Source organism: Pseudonocardia petroleophila, assembly GCF_014235185.1.
Classification (GTDB): Bacteria; Actinomycetota; Actinomycetes; order Mycobacteriales; family Pseudonocardiaceae; genus Pseudonocardia; species Pseudonocardia petroleophila.
On sequence record NZ_CP060131.1, the window covers coordinates 2,731,209 to 2,747,479 of the forward strand.

Sequence of the window (16,271 nt, forward strand, 5' to 3'; positions counted from 1 at the left end):
GCCGCACGGAAGGGGCAACCGTTGTTCAGCATCACCGTCCGCGACCACGTGATGGTCGCGCACAGCTTCCGCGGCGCGGTCTTCGGACCCGCGCAGCGCCTGCACGGCGCCACGTTCGTCGTCGACGCCACGTTCCGCCGGCCCGACCTCGACGCCGACAACATCGTCGTCGACATCGGGCTGGCCACCACCGAGCTCAAGGCCGTCCTCGCCGACCTCGACTACCGCAACCTCGACGACGAGCCCGCCTTCGCCGGGATCAACACGTCCACGGAGTTCCTGGCGAAGGTCGTCGCCGACCGGCTGGCCGACCGCGTCCACGCCGGCGCGCTCGGCGAGGGCGCCCGCGGGCTGGCCGGGATCACCGTCGCGCTGCACGAGTCGCACGTGGCCTGGGCGAGCTACGAGCGGTCCCTGTGAGGGTCCACGTCGTCGTCCCCGGCGACGTCGACGACGCCGGTCGCCCCAGCGGCGGCAACACCTACGACCGCCGCGTGATCGCCGGGATGCGGGCGGCCGGGGTCGCGGTGGAGCAGATCGCCGTCGCCGGGCGGTGGCCGCGGCCGTCGGTCCCCGAGCGCGGCGCGCTGCAGCGCGCGCTCGCCGCCCTGCCCACCGGGTCGACGGTGCTGATGGACGGCCTCGTCGCGTGCAGCGTGCCGGACGTCGTCGTTCCGCAGTCGCGCCGCCTCGAGATCACGGTGCTCGTGCACCTGCCGCTGGGGGACGAGGTGGGCGCCGCCGATCTCGCCCACCGCGAGCGCGAGGCGCTGCACGCCGCGGCCGCCGTCGTCGCCACCAGCCCGTGGACGGCGCGGCGGCTGCGCGAGGTGCACGACCTCGGGTCCGTCGAGGTCGTCACCCCCGGCGTCGACCCGGCCCCGGCCGCGGCCGGCACCGACGGCGTCGGCCGGCTGCTGTGCGTCGGCTCCGTGACGCCGACGAAGGGCCAGGACCTGCTGGTCGAGGCGCTCGCCGACGTGGCCGACCGGCCGTGGAGCTGCGACCTCGTCGGCCCGCTCGACCGGGCCCCCGCGCACGTCGCCGACGTCCGCGCGGCGATCTCCCGGTACGGGCTCGACGGCCGGGTCCGGATGCCGGGGGCCCTGGTCGGGGCCCCGCTCGCCGCCGCGTTCTCCGGGGCCGACCTGCTCGTGCTGCCCTCGCGCGTCGAGGCCTACGGGATGGTCGTGACCGAGGCGCTGGCCCGCGGCATCCCGGTGCTCGCCACCGACGTCGGCGGGGTCCGGTCCGCGCTCGGCGGCACCGGCCTGCTCGTCCCCGCCGCCGACGCCATGGCCCTGTCGATGGGCCTGATCCGCTGGTTCGGCCGGTCCGACCTGCGCGCGGAGCTGCGCGCGGGTGCGCAGGCCCGCCGCGCCGAGCTGACCGGGTGGGAGGTGACGTCCCGATGCCTGATCACGATCCTGGACCGCGCGCGGAGTGGGACGCCCGCCTGAGCGACGCGGGCTCGCCGGTCTGCACCCCGGACTGGCTCGCCCTGCGCGAGCCCGCCGACGCCGACGCCCGGTCGGCGGAGCTGGCCGGCCGCGCCGCGGCGCTCGCGCCGACCGTCGTCCGCGACCTGGGGTGCGGCACCGGCTCGATGGCCCGCTGGCTCGCGCCGCTGCTGCCCGGGTCGCCGCGCTGGGTCCTGCACGACCGCGACCCCGCGCTGCTGGCCAGGGCCGTCGCCGACACCCCGTCGGCGGAGGGCGCCGCGGGCGACCTCACGACCCTGCGCGCCGCCGACCTCGCCGGGACGTCGCTGGTCACCGCCTCGGCGCTGCTCGACCTGCTCACCGCCGACGAGGTCGACGCGCTGGCCGCCGCGTGCGCGGGTGCCGGGTGCGCGGCGCTGCTGGCCCTGTCGGTGACGGGGGAGGTCGGGATCGTCCCGCCGGACCCGCTCGACGCCGTCGTCGCCGCCGCGTTCGACGCCCACCAGCGCCGGACCGTCGACGGGCGCACGCTGCTCGGGCCGGACGCCGGGCCCGTCGCCGCGGCGGCGTTCGCCCGGCACGGCATGACCGTGCAGACCCGACCCAGCCCGTGGCGGCTCGGGGCGGACCGGGCCGAGCTGGCCGAGGAGTGGCTGCGCGGCTGGATCGCCGCCGCGGTCGAGCAGCGGCCCGACCTCGGCCGGGAGGCGGGCCGCTACCTGCGGCGCCGGCTGGTCGCGCGGGCGGCCGGGGTCCTGCGGGTGACCGTCGGGCACGTCGACGTGCTGGCGGTCCCGTCGTGAAGGTGCTGCTGGGGGCCGTGGTGCTGGTCGCGGTGCTGGTGTGGGCCGGCACCGACGCGGTGCTCACCGGGCTGGCCGCGATCGACGCCCCCGCCGTGCTCGCCGCACTGGCCGTCGGGCTGCTCGGGGCGCTCTGCGCGGGCGCCCGCTGGTGCCTGGTCGCCCGCGGCCTGGGGCTGCGGCTGCCGTTCGGCACCGCCGTCGCCGACACCTACCGCGCCGTCGCCCTCAACTCCGTCCTGCCCGCCGGCGTGCTCGGCGACGTGCACCGCGCCGTCGCCCACGGCCGCACCGACGCCCGCGGGCTGCGCGCCGTCGTGCTGGAGCGGACGGCGGGACAGGCGGTCGTCGTGGTCGCCGGGCTGCTGGTGCTGCTCGGGCACCCCGCGCTGCTCGGGGGGCTGCTGCCCGGGCTCGGCGTCGGGGCCGTACTCCTGCTGGTGGCGTCCCGGATCCCGAGGGTCCGGTCGCTGCTGGCCCCCTTCCTCGCCGACGCCCGGCGGCTCACCCGTCGCACCGCCCTCGCGGTCGTCGCGCTGTCGCTCGCGGCCACGGCCGGGTACCTGGTGCTGTTCGTCGTCGCCGCGCGGACCGCGGGCGTGACCGCGCCGGTGGGCGAGCTGCTGCCGCTGCTGGTGGTGGCCCTGCTGGCGATGGTGCTGCCGCTGGGTGTCGGGGGGTTCGGGCCGCGCGAGGCGGCCGGCAGCGTCGCGTTCGCCGCGGCCGGGCTCGGCGCCGCGCAGGGCCTCACCACCGCCGTCGTCTACGGGGTGCTCGCCACCATCGCCTGCCTGCCCGGGCTCGCGGTCCTGCTGCGGCCCGCCGCCCGGGCCGAACCGGTCCCGTGCTGATCCTCGTCCGCCACGGGCAGACCACCGCCAACGCGCGCGGCCTGCTGTGCGGGCGCGCCGACCCGCCGCTGACCGACCTCGGCTGCCGGCAGGCCCGCGCGCTGGCGGCGGCACTGCCGCGGCCGGTCCGGGTGGTGTCGAGCCCGCTGGGCCGGGCCCGCGCGACCGCCGCCGCGTTCGCCCCGTCGGCCGTCGAGGTGGACGAGCGCTGGACCGAGATGGACTACGGCCGCCTCGACGGCGCCGCACCCTCCGACGTCGACGCGGCGACCTGGCGGCGCTGGACGACCGACCCGGACTTCGTGCCCGCGGGCGGGGAGTCGCTCACCGCCGTCGGGATCCGGGTGCGGGAGGCGTGCCGGGAGCTGGCGGCCGACGCCGCCCGGGGCGACGTCGTGGTCGTCAGCCACGTCTCGCCGATCAAGGCGGCGGTGGCGTGGGCGCTGGGCGTCGACGACACCGCGGCGTGGCGGCTGTACCTCGCCGACGCCGGCGTGTGCCGGATCGACACCCGCGGCGAGCTCCCGCGCCTGCTGACCTTCAGTGATCCGGGCTGAGCCGCGCGTAGACGTCGCCGGAGCGGCCGAGCGGGCGGAACCGGTCCAGCAGCGCGCGCAGGCCGTCGGCGTCGAGCCACTCGTCGGAGGCGAGGGTCATCGTCTCGACGGGGGAGTAGTTGTAGGTGTACGCGCCCCCGTGCCGTCGGCCCAGCGCGTCGACGAGGTCGAGCGCGGCCAGCGCGGCGTCGTGCGCGGGCGGCAGGTACTCGAACGACAGCGCGCGCACCGGCCGGCCCAGCCCGCGCAGCACGTCCAGCTCGAACCCCTCGACGTCGATCTTCACGAACGCTGGCTCGCCGTGCTCGGCGATCAGGGCGTCCAGCGTCGTCACCGGGACCTCGACGGAGCGGTCCCAGCGCACGCGGGCGAACCCGCGGTCGGCGCCGACCGTTCCGATCCACTCCGGCGACATCGACGACACCGTCGGCGTGGCGCTGGACAGGCCCAGCCGTGCGGTGCCCACCTGCGCGCCGACGGCGACCGGGGCGATCACGACCCCGTCGTCGCGGCCGAAGAGCAGGCGCAGCACCGTGAGGCAGTCGGGCTGCGGCTCCAGCGCGACGACCCGCACCCCCAGCTTCCGCCACGCGCGGACGCGGCTCCCGACGTGTGCGCCGACGTCGAACGCGATGTCGCCGGGCCCCAGGAACCGCCCGTAGAACGCGACGATCCGGCGGTGCCGCCCGGGGATGCCGTGGTACATCGCGAGCGAGCGGACGACGCCCCGCACCCGGGCGAGCCGGCTAGCCAACGACGTCGCCCCACACCGCGGCGGCCCCGCTGTGCCCGGCGAGCACCACGGCCACGACCGCGACCCCCCCGGCGACCGCGGCCAGCGCCCAGGCGATCCGCCCGCGGTCGCGGCGGGCCAGCAGGAACGCCGCGACGGCGAGCACCGCGAACGGCCACGCGGCGAACACGGTGAAGGTGCCGAACCGCTCGTGCTGCTCGATCACCGGCTCGAAGCCCGGGGTGATCTCGATGGCGTCCTCCAGCTGCTCGCCCGCCACCCGGGCCAGCAGCGCGGTCACGGCGCCAGCGAGCGCCCCCGCCGCGACGAGCGGGCCGTACGGCCGCGCCCACGCCGGCCGCACCGCGACGGCGACCGCCCCCAGTGCGGCCAGCGGGAGCAGGACGACGACGGCGTGCACGAGCAGCGGATGGGCGGGGACGCCAGCGACGGAGAGCACCGCGGCATTGTCCTACGGAACATCGCCCGCTCCCGGGGCGTTCGGAGTAGAGGTTCTTCGACATCTGGAGGTTCGCACCATGTCCGAAACGGCCATCCTCGCCGGCGGCTGCTTCTGGGGCGCCCAGGAGCTGCTGCGCAAGCGGCCCGGCGTCCTCTCGACGCGCGTCGGCTACTCCGGCGGCGACACCCCGAACGCCACCTACCGCAACCACGGCGACCACGCGGAGGCCGTCGAGGTCGTCTTCGACCCCGAGGTCATCTCCTACCGCGCGATCCTGGAGTTCTTCTTCCAGATCCACGACCCGTCGACGAAGGACCGGCAGGGCAACGACATCGGTCGCAGCTACCGCTCCGCGATCTACTACACCAGCGACGAGCAGAAGCAGGTCGCGCTCGACACGATCGCCGACGTCGACGCCTCGGGGATCTGGCCCGGCCGCGTCACCACCGACGTCGAGCCCGCCGGCCCGTTCTGGGAGGCGGAGGAGGAGCACCAGGACTACCTGCAGAAGTCGCCCTACGGCTACACCTGCCACTACGTCCGCCCCGACTGGGTCCTGCCTCGCCGCGAGGCCACGGCCCGCTGACGTCGGCGCCGCGCTCAGAGGAGACCGGCGGCCCGGGCGGCCACCACCGCCCGGCCCCGGTTGTTCACCCCGAGCTTGCGCATGGCGTTGTGCAGGTACGCCTTCACGGTGACGACGCCGATGCCCATCGCGACGGCGATCTCGGCGTTGGTCGATCCGACGGCGACCAGCCGCAGCGCCTCCCGCTCCCGGGGTGACAGCGCCGGGGCCCCGGCGGCGGGCTCCACCGGCCCTCCGGCCAGGTCGGTGTGGATGCGGGCCAGCCGGGCCCGCAGCAGCGGGTCGGCCGTGGAGCGGGCGAGCTCGGCGAGCTCGGCGAGCGCCGCTCCGGCGGCGTCGACGCGGCGGGCGGCTGGGGCCGGTGTCCCGGCCAGTGCCGCCAGGTCCCGCGCGAGGTGCGCGGCGACGACCCCCGCGTTGCGGACGGCGACGTCGCCGATGCGCCGGCTCTCGCGCGCCGCGCCGTAGAGGACCCCGCGCACCGCGCCGTGGACGACGACCGGGTACGCCATCACCGACGCCAGCTGCTCGCGCTCGACGACGGCCTGGTCGTAGTCGTGGGTGATGCCGGGCGTCGAGGCGTAGTCGCTGACCCGGCACGGGGCCGACCGGGCCATCGCGGCGCCGCCCAGCCCCCGCCCGGTGACGACGCGGACGCGCCGCAGCGAGTCGCCGAAGGTCCCGACCGTCCGGCTGATGGACAGCTGCAGCGCGCCCTGCTCCGACCGGGTGCTGCCCCCGAACACGACCGGCAGCCCGGTCGCGCTCCGGAGCTCGGCCAGGCGCCGGGGCAGGGCCGCGTCGAGGGCCCGGGACAGCGCGTCGTCGTCGATCACGGACTCCTTCGTCCTGACCAGGCGGTATCCACCCGAGGTGTCGTCGGGTGCAACGAGCGGCGCGTGTCGGCAGATGTCACCCGATCGGGCGGTTCCCGCACGTCAGCGGCCGGGCCGGGGCCCGGCGACCGGCTGCGGGAGTGCCGGGGCCTACCAACTTAGGTACGTGGGCCGCGTCACCCCGCCCGGCCGACCCCGTTGGGTCCACGACGTGCGCGTCGACACGACGAGGAGCCCCCGATGACCACACCCGCCACCACCGGGAAACCACCGGTGCCCCTGCGCCGCGTTGCGATGGCCAGCTGCGCCGGGACGACGATCGAGTTCTACGACTTCTTCATCTACGGGACGGCCGCCGCGCTGGTGTTCCCGAAGGTGTTCTTCCCGGCGCTGGGCTCGACCGCCGGCATCGTGGCCTCCTTCGCGACGTTCGCGGTGGCGTTCGTCGCCCGCCCGGTCGGGGCCGTCCTGTTCGGGCACTACGGCGACCGGATCGGTCGCAAGCGCACGCTCATCTCGACGCTGCTGCTGATGGGCATCGCGACGGTGCTCATCGGCCTGCTGCCGGGCGCCGACACCATCGGCGTGGCCGCGCCGATCATCCTGGTGGCGCTGCGGTTCGCCCAGGGCTTCGCCGTCGGCGGGGAGTGGGCCGGGGCCACCCTGCTGACCGCGGAGTACGCGCCGCAGGGCAAGCGCGGCCTGTACGGGGTCTTCCCCCAGCTGGGCGCGGCGATCGCCTTCGCCCTGTCGAGCGGCACCTTCCTGGCGACCGGCCTGATCATGGGCGACACCGACGAGGCGTTCCTCGCCTACGGCTGGCGGATCCCGTTCCTGCTCTCGATCGTGCTGATCGGGGTGGGGCTCTACGTCCGCCTCAGCATCGAGGAGACCCCGGCCTTCACGGCCGCCCAGGCCGCGGCGGCCCGCTCGCCCCAGGCCGACACCCCGAGGAAGCTGCCGTTCCTCGACGTCGTCCGCAGCCAGCCGCGCGAGGTCCTGCTCTCCGCCGGTGCGCTGACCATGCTGTTCGCGTTCTTCTACATGGGCACCGCCTACCTCACCAGCTACGCCACCAACCCGGACGGGCCGGGCCTGGCCCGGCCGGTCGTGCTGAGCATCGGGATCGGCGCCGCCGTGGTCTTCGGCCTCGCGACCGTGGCCGCGGGCGTCCTGTCGGACCGGTTCGGCCGCCGCAACCTGATCATGACGTCCTGCGCGCTGGGCATCGTCTGGGCGCTGGTGCTCTTCCCGCTGATCGACACGGGCTCGCCGTGGGCGTTCGGGCTCGGCCTGACCGTGACGATGGTGATCTTCGCGATCTCCTACGGCCCGGCCGGGTCGTTCCTGCCCGAGCTGTTCAGCGCCCGGCACCGCTACACCGGGGCCGGGCTGGGCTACAACCTCGCCGGCGTCCTCGGCGGTGCGATCCCGCCGCTGCTGGCCCCCGGGCTCACCGCGTCGTTCGGCAGCATCGCGATCGGCGTCATGCTCTCCGTGACCGGTGTGCTGTCGCTGGTGTGCACCTACGCGCTGGCCGAGACGCGCCACCGCCGCCTGGAGCACGAGCAGGTGGCCGGAGCGTCGGAGACCGCCTCGGTCTGACCCCGCAGGGCCCAAACCGCCCGTCACCGTCCACCGGTGGCGGGCGGTCGGCGTGTGCGGGGAACGACCGCGACGGTCGGGGCCGCGGACGAGGACCGGGCCCGGTACGGGATGGTGCCCCCGGCAGGATTCGAACCTGCGCTTTCGCCTCCGGAGGGCGACGCTCTATCCCCTGAGCTACGGGGGCTCGGGTACGTCGAGCCTAGCGCACCCGCCCGGTCACAACGGCAGGGGAGTCCCGCCGCGCTCGACGAGCAGCTGGCGCAGGTAGTCGGCCTCCGACGCCTGCGAGCCGAGCATCTGCGCGACCAGGCTGCGGACCTGCGGGACCGCCGCGTTGTCGGCCGCGTAGCGGAGCATCTCGGCCCCGCCCTCGTGGTGGCGCAGCATGAGCTGGAGGAACAGCACGTCGAGTTCGGGGCCGGTGGCGGCGCGCAGCGCGTCGAGGTCGGCCGGGGAGGCCATCCCCGGCATCGTCGTGACGACGCCGGTCGCCGCGTCCGTGTGCCCGTGCCCGCCGGGGACGCCGGCCATCCACCCCATGTACCCGCCGATCGGCAGGGCCGGGGCGTCCCACAGGGCCAGCCAGCCCTGCATCTGGCCGACCTGGTTGTTCTGCGTCTTCTCGATGTCGGTGGCGATCTGGGCGAGGACGGGGTCGACGGTGTGGTCGCGCTCCCAGCTCGCCATCTCGACGGCCTGCAGGTGGTGCACCGACATGTCCTGCGAGAACCCGACGTCGACCGGCCCCGGCTCCGGGGTCGACGACCCGGGCAGGCCCAGCAGCAGGCCACCCGCGGCGCCGAGCAGCAGGAGCCCGACCACCGCGACGACGGCGACGAACGGCCGCACCCACCGCGCCTCGCCGCGCCCGGTGGGCGGCGGCGAGGTCGCGGTCGGCGGGGCGGAGACGGTCACGATCCCGCGTCGGGGGTGACGGCGTCGGTGCCCGCGGCGGTCTCGGGCTGCGACCCCGGGGTGCCGGGGGCGGGGGGCGCGGCGAACGGCGGCGGGTCGGTCCGCACGAAGCCGCCGGGCCCGACCTCCTCGCAGCTCGCGCCGGGCTCCGGGTGGGTGTTGCGGTTGACGCGCAGCGCGGTGACGAACTGGTCGATCCGCGGGTCGTTGACGTCGGTGAGCTTCAGCTGGTGGCCCCAGGACTGCAGCGAGAACGGGGAGTCCATGCCCGGGTAGGGCGACATGACCATGTACGACTGGCCGTCGACCTTCGCCCGCAGCGTGTCGAGCGCGGCCCCGGAGACCTGCTCGGGGTCGTAGGTGATCCACACCGCGCCGTGCTCCAGTGAGTGCACGAGGTTCTCGCTGCGCACCGGCTGGTCGTACACGACGCCGTTGCACGCCGCCCACACCGCGTCGTGCGCGCCGCCGAAGGGCGGGCTGTTGGTGTAGGCGACCTGCGTGACGGGATCCACGTGCTGCCCGCCGGTGTACTCGACGACCTGGACGCCCTCGATCTGCGTCGACGGGTCGGGGTTCTCCGCGGTGGGGGTGAACGGCGCGAGCGCGGAGAGGCGCTCGGCGTTGGCCTGGTTCTGGACGAACGCGTAGCCGAAGACGGCCCCCGCGAACACCACCACGGCGACCACCCCCGCGATCAGGCCCCACGGGGTCGACCGCCGGGTCACGACCGCGGCCCGCGCGTTGCGCACCGCCTTGCTGTTCTTGCCGCTGACCATGAACCGTCCCACCATCACGCGTCCGGGTGCCGTCACCCGGACGGCCCTTGCGGCCCCCGAGTCTAGGAGCGGTGCCTGAGAAACCGATGAGCAGCACCTCCTAGACTCAGCCGGTGACTCCCGCCCAGCTCGCCGACCTGGTCCGCACGACAGCGACCGAGGTCCTCACGACGCGCGGCCTGGACGTCGCGGCGCTGCCCGACGACGTCGGTGTCGAGCGCCCCCGCAACCCCGAACACGGCGACTACTCCACCAACGTCGCCATGCGCACCGCGAAGAAGGCCGGGGTCGCGCCGCGCGACCTCGCGACCTGGCTGGTGGAGGCCCTCGGCACCCGCGAGGGCATCGCGTCGGCCGAGATCGCCGGCCCCGGCTTCATCAACCTGCGCCTCGCGGCCGACGCCCAGGGCGCCGTCGTCGGCGAGGTGCTCGCGGCGGGGCCCGCCTACGGCACCGGCGACGAGCACGCCGCGCGCACCGTCAACCTGGAGTTCGTCTCGGCCAACCCGACCGGGCCGCTGCACCTGGGCCACACCCGCTGGGCCGCCGTCGGCGACGCGCTGGGCCGGGTGCTGGCCGCGCGGGGCGCGAAGGTCACCCGCGAGTACTACTTCAACGACGCGGGCGGCCAGATCGACCGGTTCGTCGCCTCCCTGGTGGCCGCGGCCGAGGGGAGGCCGACGCCCGAGGGCGGCTACGGCGGCGCCTACATCGGGGAGATCGCCGCGCAGGTGCTGGCCGCGGAGCCGGGTGCGCTCACCGATCCCGACCGCGACGAGGTGTTCCGCCGGATCGGCGTCGAGCTGATGTTCGACGAGATCAAGCGCGCCCTGCACGCCTTCGGCACCGACTTCGACGTGTGGTTCCACGAGAAGTCGCTGCACGACTCCGGCGCCGTCGACACCGCGGTGCAGCGGCTCAAGGACTCCGGCAACCTCTACTTCGCCGACGGCGCGTGGTGGCTGCGCTCCACCGACGAGGGCGACGACAAGGACCGCCCCGTCATCAAGAGCGACGGCAAGCCCGCCTACATCGCCGGCGACCTCGCCTACTACCTCGACAAGCGCGCCCGCGGCTTCGACCTGTGCATCTACATGCTCGGAGCCGACCACCACGGCTACATCGCCCGGCTGCGCGCGGCCGCGGCCGCGTTCGGCGACGACCCGGACACCGTCGAGGTGCTCATCGGGCAGCTCGTGCGGCTGTTCAAGGACGGCCAGATGCTCAAGATGAGCAAGCGCGCCGGCACCGCGGTGAGCATGGACGACCTGGTGGAGTTCGTCGGCGTCGACGCGGCCCGGTACTCGTTGATCCGCAGCTCGATCGACTCGGTGCTCGACCTCGACCTCGACGTCCTGTCGAAGCGCAGCAACGACAACCCCGTGTTCTACGTCCAGTACGCGCACGCGCGGCTGGCCTCGCTCGCCCGCAACGCCGCCGACCTCGGCATGGAGCCCGGCGCCGCCTACGGCCTGCTGGAGCACCCGCGCGAGGGCGACCTGATCCGCACGATCGGCGAGTTCCCCGCGGTCGTCCGCTCGGCCGCGGAGCTGCGCGAGCCGCACCGCGTCGCGCGCTACCTGGAGACGCTCGCCGCGGCCTACCACAAGTTCTACGACGCCTGCCGCGTCCTGCCGATGGGCGACGAGGAGGTCTCCGACCTGCACCGGGCGCGTCTCGCGCTGTGCGTCGCGGCCCGCCAGGTCCTGGCCAACGGCCTCGACCTGCTGGGCGTGAGCGCGCCGGAGCGGATGTGATGAGGGCCCACCCCGCCGGTCCGCTGCACGCGGGCATCTCGGCGCCGCCCGAGACGGCCGGCCCGCGCCCCGACGGCGCCGACGGCCTCGACGAGCTGGCGCCGTCGGTGTGGCCGCGGGGCGCCGCGCGCGGGGCCGGCGGGGCGCTGGAGATCGCCGGGCTCGACGTCCGCGACCTCGCCGCCGAGTACGGCACCCCGCTGTTCGTGATCGACGAGGACGACTTCCGCTCGCGCGCGGCGGAGTTCGCCTCCGCGTTCGGGGCGGCGTCGGTCCACTACGCGGCGAAGGCGTTCCTGTCCGTCGAGGTCGCGCGCTGGGTGGCGCAGGAGGGCCTCTCGCTCGACGTCGCGAGCGGCGGCGAGCTGGCCGTCGCGCTGCACGCCGGGTTCCCGGCCGAGCGGATCGCGGTGCACGGCAACAACAAGTCCACCGAGGAGCTGACGGTCGCGGTCGAGGCGGGCGTCGGCCGGGTCGTGATCGACTCCTTCCACGAGATCGCCCGGCTCGACGCGATCGCCACCGACCGCGGCGTGGTCACGCCGGTGATGATCCGGCTGACGGTCGGGGTCGAGGCGCACACGCACGAGTTCATCGCCACCGCCCACGAGGACCAGAAGTTCGGGTTCTCCATCGCCGGGGGCGAGTCGAGCGCGGCGGCCGAGGCCGCGCGGCGCGTGCTGCGCTCGCCGGGCCTGTCGCTGGTGGGCCTGCACAGCCACATCGGCAGCCAGATCTTCGACACCGAGGGCTTCGAGGTGGCCGCGCACCGCGTCGTGCGCTTCCTCGCCGCGCTGCACAAGGAGCACGGCGGCGACGCGCTGGCCGCGCTCACCACGCTCGACCTCGGCGGCGGCTTCGGCATCGCCTACCGCGCGGGGGAGACGCCGCTCGACGTCGGGGAGCTGGCCGACGAGCTGCGCGGCATCGTCGAGAAGGAGTGCCACGCCGAGGGGCTCGACGTGCCCGAGATCGCCGTCGAGCCCGGCCGCGCGATCGCCGGTCCCGGCACCGTCACGCTCTACGAGGTCGGCACCCTCAAGGACGTGCCCCTCGGCGGTGCGACGGGCCGCCGCTACGTGAGCGTCGACGGCGGGATGAGCGACAACATCCGCACCGCGCTCTACGACGCGGTGTACGACTGCCGGCTGGTCTCGCGGTCCTCCGAGCGCGACGGCAGCGGCGAGGCCGTGCTCTCGCGCGTCGTCGGCAAGCACTGCGAGAGCGGCGACATCGTCGTGCGCGACTGCTGGCTGCCCGCCGACCTCGCCCCGGGCGACCTGCTCGGCGTCGCGGCCACCGGCGCGTACTGCTACTCGATGGCCAGTTCCTACAACCGCCTGCCCCGGCCTGCGGTCGTCGCGGTGCGCGCGGGGCGGGCCCGGGTGATCCTGCGGCGGGAGACGCCGGAGGACCAGTTCCGGCTGGAGGTCGGGCCGTGAGACCCGTCACGCGCGCGGACCGCCCCGGTGCCCGGCACCGGACCATGAGCCCACTGTCGTCAGCGAGGAGTCCTCAGTGAACGGGAACGCGGTGCGCGTCGCGCTGCTGGGCTGCGGCACCGTCGGCGGGGAGATCGTCCGCCTGCTGCGCGAGCAGGCCGACGAGCTCGCGGCGCGCGCGGGAGCCCCCGTCGAGCTGGTCGGGGTCGCGGTGCGTCGTCCGCACAAGCACCCGGAGCTGGGCGAGCTGCTCACCACCGACGCCACCGCGCTCGTCACGCGCGACGACGTCGACGTGGTCGTCGAGGTGATCGGCGGCATCGAGCCCGCCCGCACGCTGCTGCTGGAGGCCCTCAAGGCCGGCAAGTCGGTCGTCACGGCGAACAAGGCCCTGCTCGCCGAGGAGGGCGCGGCGCTCGCCGAGGCCGCCGACGCGTCGGGCGTCGACCTGTTCTACGAGGCGGCCGTCGCGGGCGCGATCCCGCTGCTGCGCCCGCTGCGCGAGAGCCTGGCCGGTGACCGGATCACCCGGGTCGCCGGGATCGTGAACGGCACCACCAACTTCATCCTCTCCGCGATGACGGAGTCCGGCGCCGGCTACTCCGACGCGCTGGAGGAGGCGACGCGGCTCGGGTACGCCGAGGCCGACCCCAGCGCCGACGTCGACGGCTACGACGCCGCCTCCAAGGCCGCCATCCTCGCGACGCTGGCCTTCCACACCCGGGTCACCGCGGCCGACGTGCACTGCGAGGGCATCCGGCACGTCACGGCGTCCGACATCGCCGCCGCGCGCGGCATCGGCTGCGTGATCAAGCTGCTGGCCATCTGCGAGCGCAGCCCGGCCACCGACGACGCCCCCGAGGCGGTCTCCGCGCGCGTCTACCCCGCGATGATCCCCGCCGCGCACCCGCTGGCCGGTGTCGACGGCGCGTTCAACGCGGTCTTCGTCGAGGCCGAGGCCGCCGGGCAGCTGATGTTCTACGGCCAGGGCGCCGGCGGTGCCCCCACCGCGAGCGCGGTGCTCGGCGACCTGGTGGCCGTCGCGCGCAACCGCGTCCACGGCGGGCGCGGGGCGCGCGAGTCGGCCTACGCCCACCTGCCCGTGCTGCCGATCGGCGCGGTGGCCACGCGCTACCACGTGAGCCTGGAGGTGGCCGACCGCGCGGGCGTGCTGGCCACCATCGCGGGGGAGTTCTCCACCCACGGGGTGAGCATCGCCGCGGTCCGCCAGACGGGCGGGATGGCCGACGCCGGGGCCGACCCGGTCAGCGCCGCCCGACTCGTCGTCGTCACCCACGCCGCCCCGGAGGCCGCGCTGGCCGCCACGGTCCAGGTGCTGGCCGGGCTCGACGTCGTGCACGCCGTCGACAGCGTCCTGCGCGTCGAGGACCTCGGACGAAAGGGAGTGGCGCCGTGACGGCGTTGACGACGCACCGCTGGCCGGGCGTGATCGAGGCCTACCGCGACCGGATGCCGGTCGAGCCGGGGTGGACGGTGGTGACGCTCGGCGAAGGCGGCACGCCGCTGCTCCCCGCGCCGCACCTGTCCGGGCTGACCGGCTGCGAGGTGTTCCTCAAGGTCGACGGCATGAACCCGACGGGGTCGTTCAAGGACCGCGGGATGACGATGGCGGTCACCGCCGCCCTCGCGCACGGCCAGCAGGGCGTCATCTGCGCCTCCACCGGCAACACCTCGGCCTCGGCCGCCGCGTACGCGACCCGCGCGGGCATGACCTGCGCGGTGCTGGTGCCCCAGGGCAAGATCGCGCTGGGCAAGCTCGCCCAGGCCGTCGCGCACGGCGCCCGGATCCTGCAGATCGACGGCAACTTCGACGACTGCCTCGAGCTCGCCCGCAAGACCGCGGCCGACTACCCGGTGGCCGCGCTCGTCAACTCGGTGAACCCGACCCGGATCGCCGGGCAGGCGAGCGCCGCCTACGAGATCTGCGACGTGCTGGGCCGCGCGCCCGACGTGCACTGCCTGCCGGTCGGCAACGCCGGCAACATCACCGCGTACTGGGCCGGCTACCGCGCCTACCTCGACGACGGCCTGATCCCCGCGCCGCCGCGGATGTTCGGCTACCAGGCGGCGGGGGCCGCGCCGCTGGTGCACGGCGCGCCGGTGAAGAACCCGGAGACGATCGCCACCGCGATCCGCATCGGCTCGCCGGCCTCGTGGGCGGCCGCGACGACCGCCCGCGACGACTCGAACGGGAAGTTCGCCGCCGTCACCGACGAGGAGATCCTCGCCGCCTACCGGCTGCTGTCCGCCCGCGAGGGCGTGTTCGTGGAGCCGGCGTCGGCGGCGAGCGTCGCGGGGCTGCTGCAGTCCACCGCCGACGGCACGCTGCCCCGCGGCTCGCTCGTGGTGTGCACCGTCACCGGGCACGGCCTGAAGGACCCCGACACGGTGCTGCTCACCGCGCCGTCGCCGACCGTCGTCCCGATCGACCCGAGCGCGGTCGCGGCCGCCCTGGAGCTGGCCTGATGGGACGCCCGGGTGAGGTCCGCGTCCGCGTTCCCGCGTCGTCGGCCAACCTGGGCCCCGGCTTCGACTCGCTCGGTCTCGCCCTCGGCCTCTACGACGAGATCGAGGTGTGCGTCGCCCCCGACGGCGTCGGGGTCGAGGTCGTCGGGGAGGGCGCCGGGCAGGTGCCGTGTGACGATTCCCACCTCGTGGTCCGGGCCATGCGCACCGCCTGGAACATCACCGGCGACGCCCCCGCCGGGCTGCGGCTGCGCTGCCGCAACGCGATCCCGCACTCGCGCGGGCTGGGCAGCTCCGCTTCCGCCGCGGTGGCCGGGGCCGTCGCCGCGGTCGTGCTCGCCGGCCGGGACGTGGAGCTCGAGCAGGACACGCTCCTGCAGGTCACGGCGGGGATGGAGGGGCACGCCGACAACGCGGCGGCGTCGCTGCTCGGCGGGTTCGTGATCGCCTGGGAGACGGTGGGGAACACCGCCGGGCGCTTCCACGCCGTACGGCTCGACGCGCACCCGGGCATCCACCCCGTGGCGCTCGTCGCGGGAACGGAGTCGTCCACCTCGACGACCCGGGGCCTGCTGCCCGACCGGGTCCCCCTGGTCGACGCCGCCTTCACCGGCAGCCGCACCGCGCTCGCGGTGCTGGCGTTCACCCAGCGTCCCGAACTGCTGCTCCCGGCCACCGAGGACCGCCTGCACCAGGGCTACCGGCGCCCGGCCTACCCGGAGTCCGCCGACCTGGTCGACGCGCTGCGCGCCCACGGCGTCCCGGCCGCGATCTCCGGCGCCGGGCCCACCGTGCTGGCCCTCACCACCGACGGCACCCTGCCCGACGGGGTGGACCTGCACGGCTTCTCCACGCTGCCGCTCGCCGTCGACGCCCTCGGGGCGCAGGTCGAGATCGGCTGACACGCCGGGGTGGTGGTTGCCGTGACCAGCGCGGGAGTCTAGTCTCGGCCTCGCAACGGCGATCCACGCGTCATCCGCGTGGCCACTCGGGCCATCTGCGCACCCCGGCA

The 16,271-nt window shown here is 75.3% G+C and carries 17 protein-coding genes and 1 tRNA gene; 12 read left to right on the forward strand and 6 right to left on the reverse strand.

Annotation, left to right across the window (positions count from 1 at the left end; translation table 11 throughout):
• Positions 1-21 precede the first annotated feature (21 nt).
• From H6H00_RS13780 to H6H00_RS13800, 5 genes are read left to right on the forward strand one after another with little or no spacing between them, the layout of a single operon-like run.
• Entirely contained in the window at positions 22-420 is a 399-nt protein-coding gene (locus H6H00_RS13780) for a 6-pyruvoyl trahydropterin synthase family protein (protein ID WP_185721651.1), read from the forward strand.
• Positions 417-1,460: a glycosyltransferase family 4 protein gene (locus H6H00_RS13785; protein ID WP_255425739.1), complete on the forward strand. Its 1,044-nt coding sequence runs from the start codon at positions 417-419 to the stop codon at positions 1,458-1,460. Before H6H00_RS13780 ends, H6H00_RS13785 begins: the two co-directional genes overlap by 4 nt.
• A complete protein-coding gene (locus tag H6H00_RS13790; protein WP_255425740.1) occupies positions 1,412-2,245 on the forward strand; it encodes a class I SAM-dependent methyltransferase in 834 nt (277 codons plus the stop codon). Before H6H00_RS13785 ends, H6H00_RS13790 begins: the two co-directional genes overlap by 49 nt.
• Positions 2,242-3,096: a lysylphosphatidylglycerol synthase domain-containing protein gene (locus tag H6H00_RS13795; RefSeq protein WP_221775872.1), complete on the forward strand. Its 855-nt coding sequence runs from the start codon at positions 2,242-2,244 to the stop codon at positions 3,094-3,096. Before H6H00_RS13790 ends, H6H00_RS13795 begins: the two co-directional genes overlap by 4 nt.
• A complete protein-coding gene (locus tag H6H00_RS13800) occupies positions 3,090-3,653 on the forward strand; it encodes a histidine phosphatase family protein (protein ID WP_185721652.1) in 564 nt (187 codons plus the stop codon). The genes H6H00_RS13795 and H6H00_RS13800 overlap by 7 nt, the downstream gene beginning before the upstream one ends.
• On the opposite strand, the gene H6H00_RS13805 is transcribed toward H6H00_RS13800, so the two are convergent.
• Together H6H00_RS13805 and H6H00_RS13810 are read right to left on the reverse strand one after the other, a co-directional pair.
• Entirely contained in the window at positions 3,637-4,386 is a 750-nt protein-coding gene (locus H6H00_RS13805) for an FkbM family methyltransferase (RefSeq protein WP_255425741.1), read from the reverse strand. The two genes, H6H00_RS13800 and H6H00_RS13805, sit on opposite strands and share 17 nt — an antisense overlap.
• A 13-nt stretch (positions 4,387-4,399) precedes the next feature.
• Positions 4,400-4,846 (reverse strand): DUF2231 domain-containing protein, encoded by a 447-nt coding sequence (locus H6H00_RS13810; protein WP_185721653.1) that lies wholly within the window; start codon positions 4,844-4,846, stop codon positions 4,400-4,402.
• 79 nt (positions 4,847-4,925) lie between these two features.
• On the opposite strand from H6H00_RS13810, the gene msrA reads away from it, so the two are divergent.
• Positions 4,926-5,435, forward strand: a complete 510-nt coding sequence (msrA, locus tag H6H00_RS13815) for a peptide-methionine (S)-S-oxide reductase MsrA (RefSeq protein WP_185721654.1) — start codon at positions 4,926-4,928, stop codon at positions 5,433-5,435.
• Between the two features lie 14 nt (positions 5,436-5,449).
• Here msrA and H6H00_RS13820 read toward each other — a convergent pair whose 3' ends face one another.
• Entirely contained in the window at positions 5,450-6,271 is an 822-nt protein-coding gene (locus H6H00_RS13820) for a LuxR C-terminal-related transcriptional regulator (protein WP_221775873.1), read from the reverse strand.
• 240 nt (positions 6,272-6,511) lie between these two features.
• On the opposite strand from H6H00_RS13820, the gene H6H00_RS13825 reads away from it, so the two are divergent.
• Positions 6,512-7,876, forward strand: coding sequence for an MFS transporter (locus H6H00_RS13825; RefSeq protein ID WP_185721655.1), 1,365 nt, complete (start codon positions 6,512-6,514; stop codon positions 7,874-7,876).
• 112 nt (positions 7,877-7,988) lie between these two features.
• On the opposite strand, the gene H6H00_RS13830 is transcribed toward H6H00_RS13825, so the two are convergent.
• From H6H00_RS13830 to H6H00_RS13840, 3 genes are all read right to left on the reverse strand, one after another.
• Positions 7,989-8,063 (reverse strand) — tRNA-Arg (locus H6H00_RS13830).
• Between the two features lie 32 nt (positions 8,064-8,095).
• A complete protein-coding gene (locus H6H00_RS13835; protein WP_255425742.1) occupies positions 8,096-8,794 on the reverse strand; it encodes a DUF305 domain-containing protein in 699 nt (232 codons plus the stop codon).
• Complete coding sequence (locus tag H6H00_RS13840) at positions 8,791-9,588, reverse strand: thioredoxin-like domain-containing protein (protein WP_255425743.1); 798 nt, start codon at positions 9,586-9,588, stop codon at positions 8,791-8,793. Before H6H00_RS13840 ends, H6H00_RS13835 begins: the two co-directional genes overlap by 4 nt.
• A 98-nt stretch (positions 9,589-9,686) precedes the next feature.
• Here H6H00_RS13840 and argS point away from each other — a divergent pair, with 98 nt between their 5' ends.
• The 5 genes from argS to thrB all read left to right on the forward strand — a co-directional run bounded on the left by argS (position 9,687) and on the right by thrB (position 16,161).
• Positions 9,687-11,330 carry an arginine--tRNA ligase gene (gene argS, locus H6H00_RS13845; protein ID WP_185721656.1) on the forward strand — a complete coding sequence of 548 codons (1,644 nt, stop codon included), beginning with the start codon at positions 9,687-9,689 and terminating at the stop codon, positions 11,328-11,330.
• Positions 11,330-12,772 (forward strand): diaminopimelate decarboxylase, encoded by a 1,443-nt coding sequence (gene lysA, locus H6H00_RS13850; protein WP_185721657.1) that lies wholly within the window; start codon positions 11,330-11,332, stop codon positions 12,770-12,772. The genes argS and lysA overlap by 1 nt, the downstream gene beginning before the upstream one ends.
• Positions 12,773-12,848: 76 nt before the next feature.
• Positions 12,849-14,189, forward strand: coding sequence for a homoserine dehydrogenase (locus H6H00_RS13855; protein ID WP_185721658.1), 1,341 nt, complete (start codon positions 12,849-12,851; stop codon positions 14,187-14,189).
• A 5-nt stretch (positions 14,190-14,194) separates the two neighbouring features.
• On the forward strand, positions 14,195-15,259 hold the full coding sequence (thrC, locus tag H6H00_RS13860; protein WP_185722437.1) for a threonine synthase: 1,065 nt from the start codon (positions 14,195-14,197) through the stop codon (positions 15,257-15,259).
• Positions 15,259-16,161: a homoserine kinase gene (gene thrB / locus H6H00_RS13865; RefSeq protein WP_185721659.1), complete on the forward strand. Its 903-nt coding sequence runs from the start codon at positions 15,259-15,261 to the stop codon at positions 16,159-16,161. The genes thrC and thrB overlap by 1 nt, the downstream gene beginning before the upstream one ends.
• Positions 16,162-16,271 lie beyond the last annotated feature (110 nt).

Coding starts and splice junctions, on each gene's coding strand:
- H6H00_RS13790 (WP_255425740.1), top strand. CDS start 1,412: ATGCCTGATCACGATCCTGGACCGCGCGCGGAGTGGGACGCCCGCCTG.
- lysA (WP_185721657.1), top strand. CDS start 11,330: ATGAGGGCCCACCCCGCCGGTCCGCTGCACGCGGGCATCTCGGCGCCG.
- msrA (WP_185721654.1), top strand. CDS start 4,926: ATGTCCGAAACGGCCATCCTCGCCGGCGGCTGCTTCTGGGGCGCCCAG.
- H6H00_RS13840 (WP_255425743.1), bottom strand. CDS start 9,588: ATGGTGGGACGGTTCATGGTCAGCGGCAAGAACAGCAAGGCGGTGCGC.
- thrB (WP_185721659.1), top strand. CDS start 15,259: ATGGGACGCCCGGGTGAGGTCCGCGTCCGCGTTCCCGCGTCGTCGGCC.
- H6H00_RS13825 (WP_185721655.1), top strand. CDS start 6,512: ATGACCACACCCGCCACCACCGGGAAACCACCGGTGCCCCTGCGCCGC.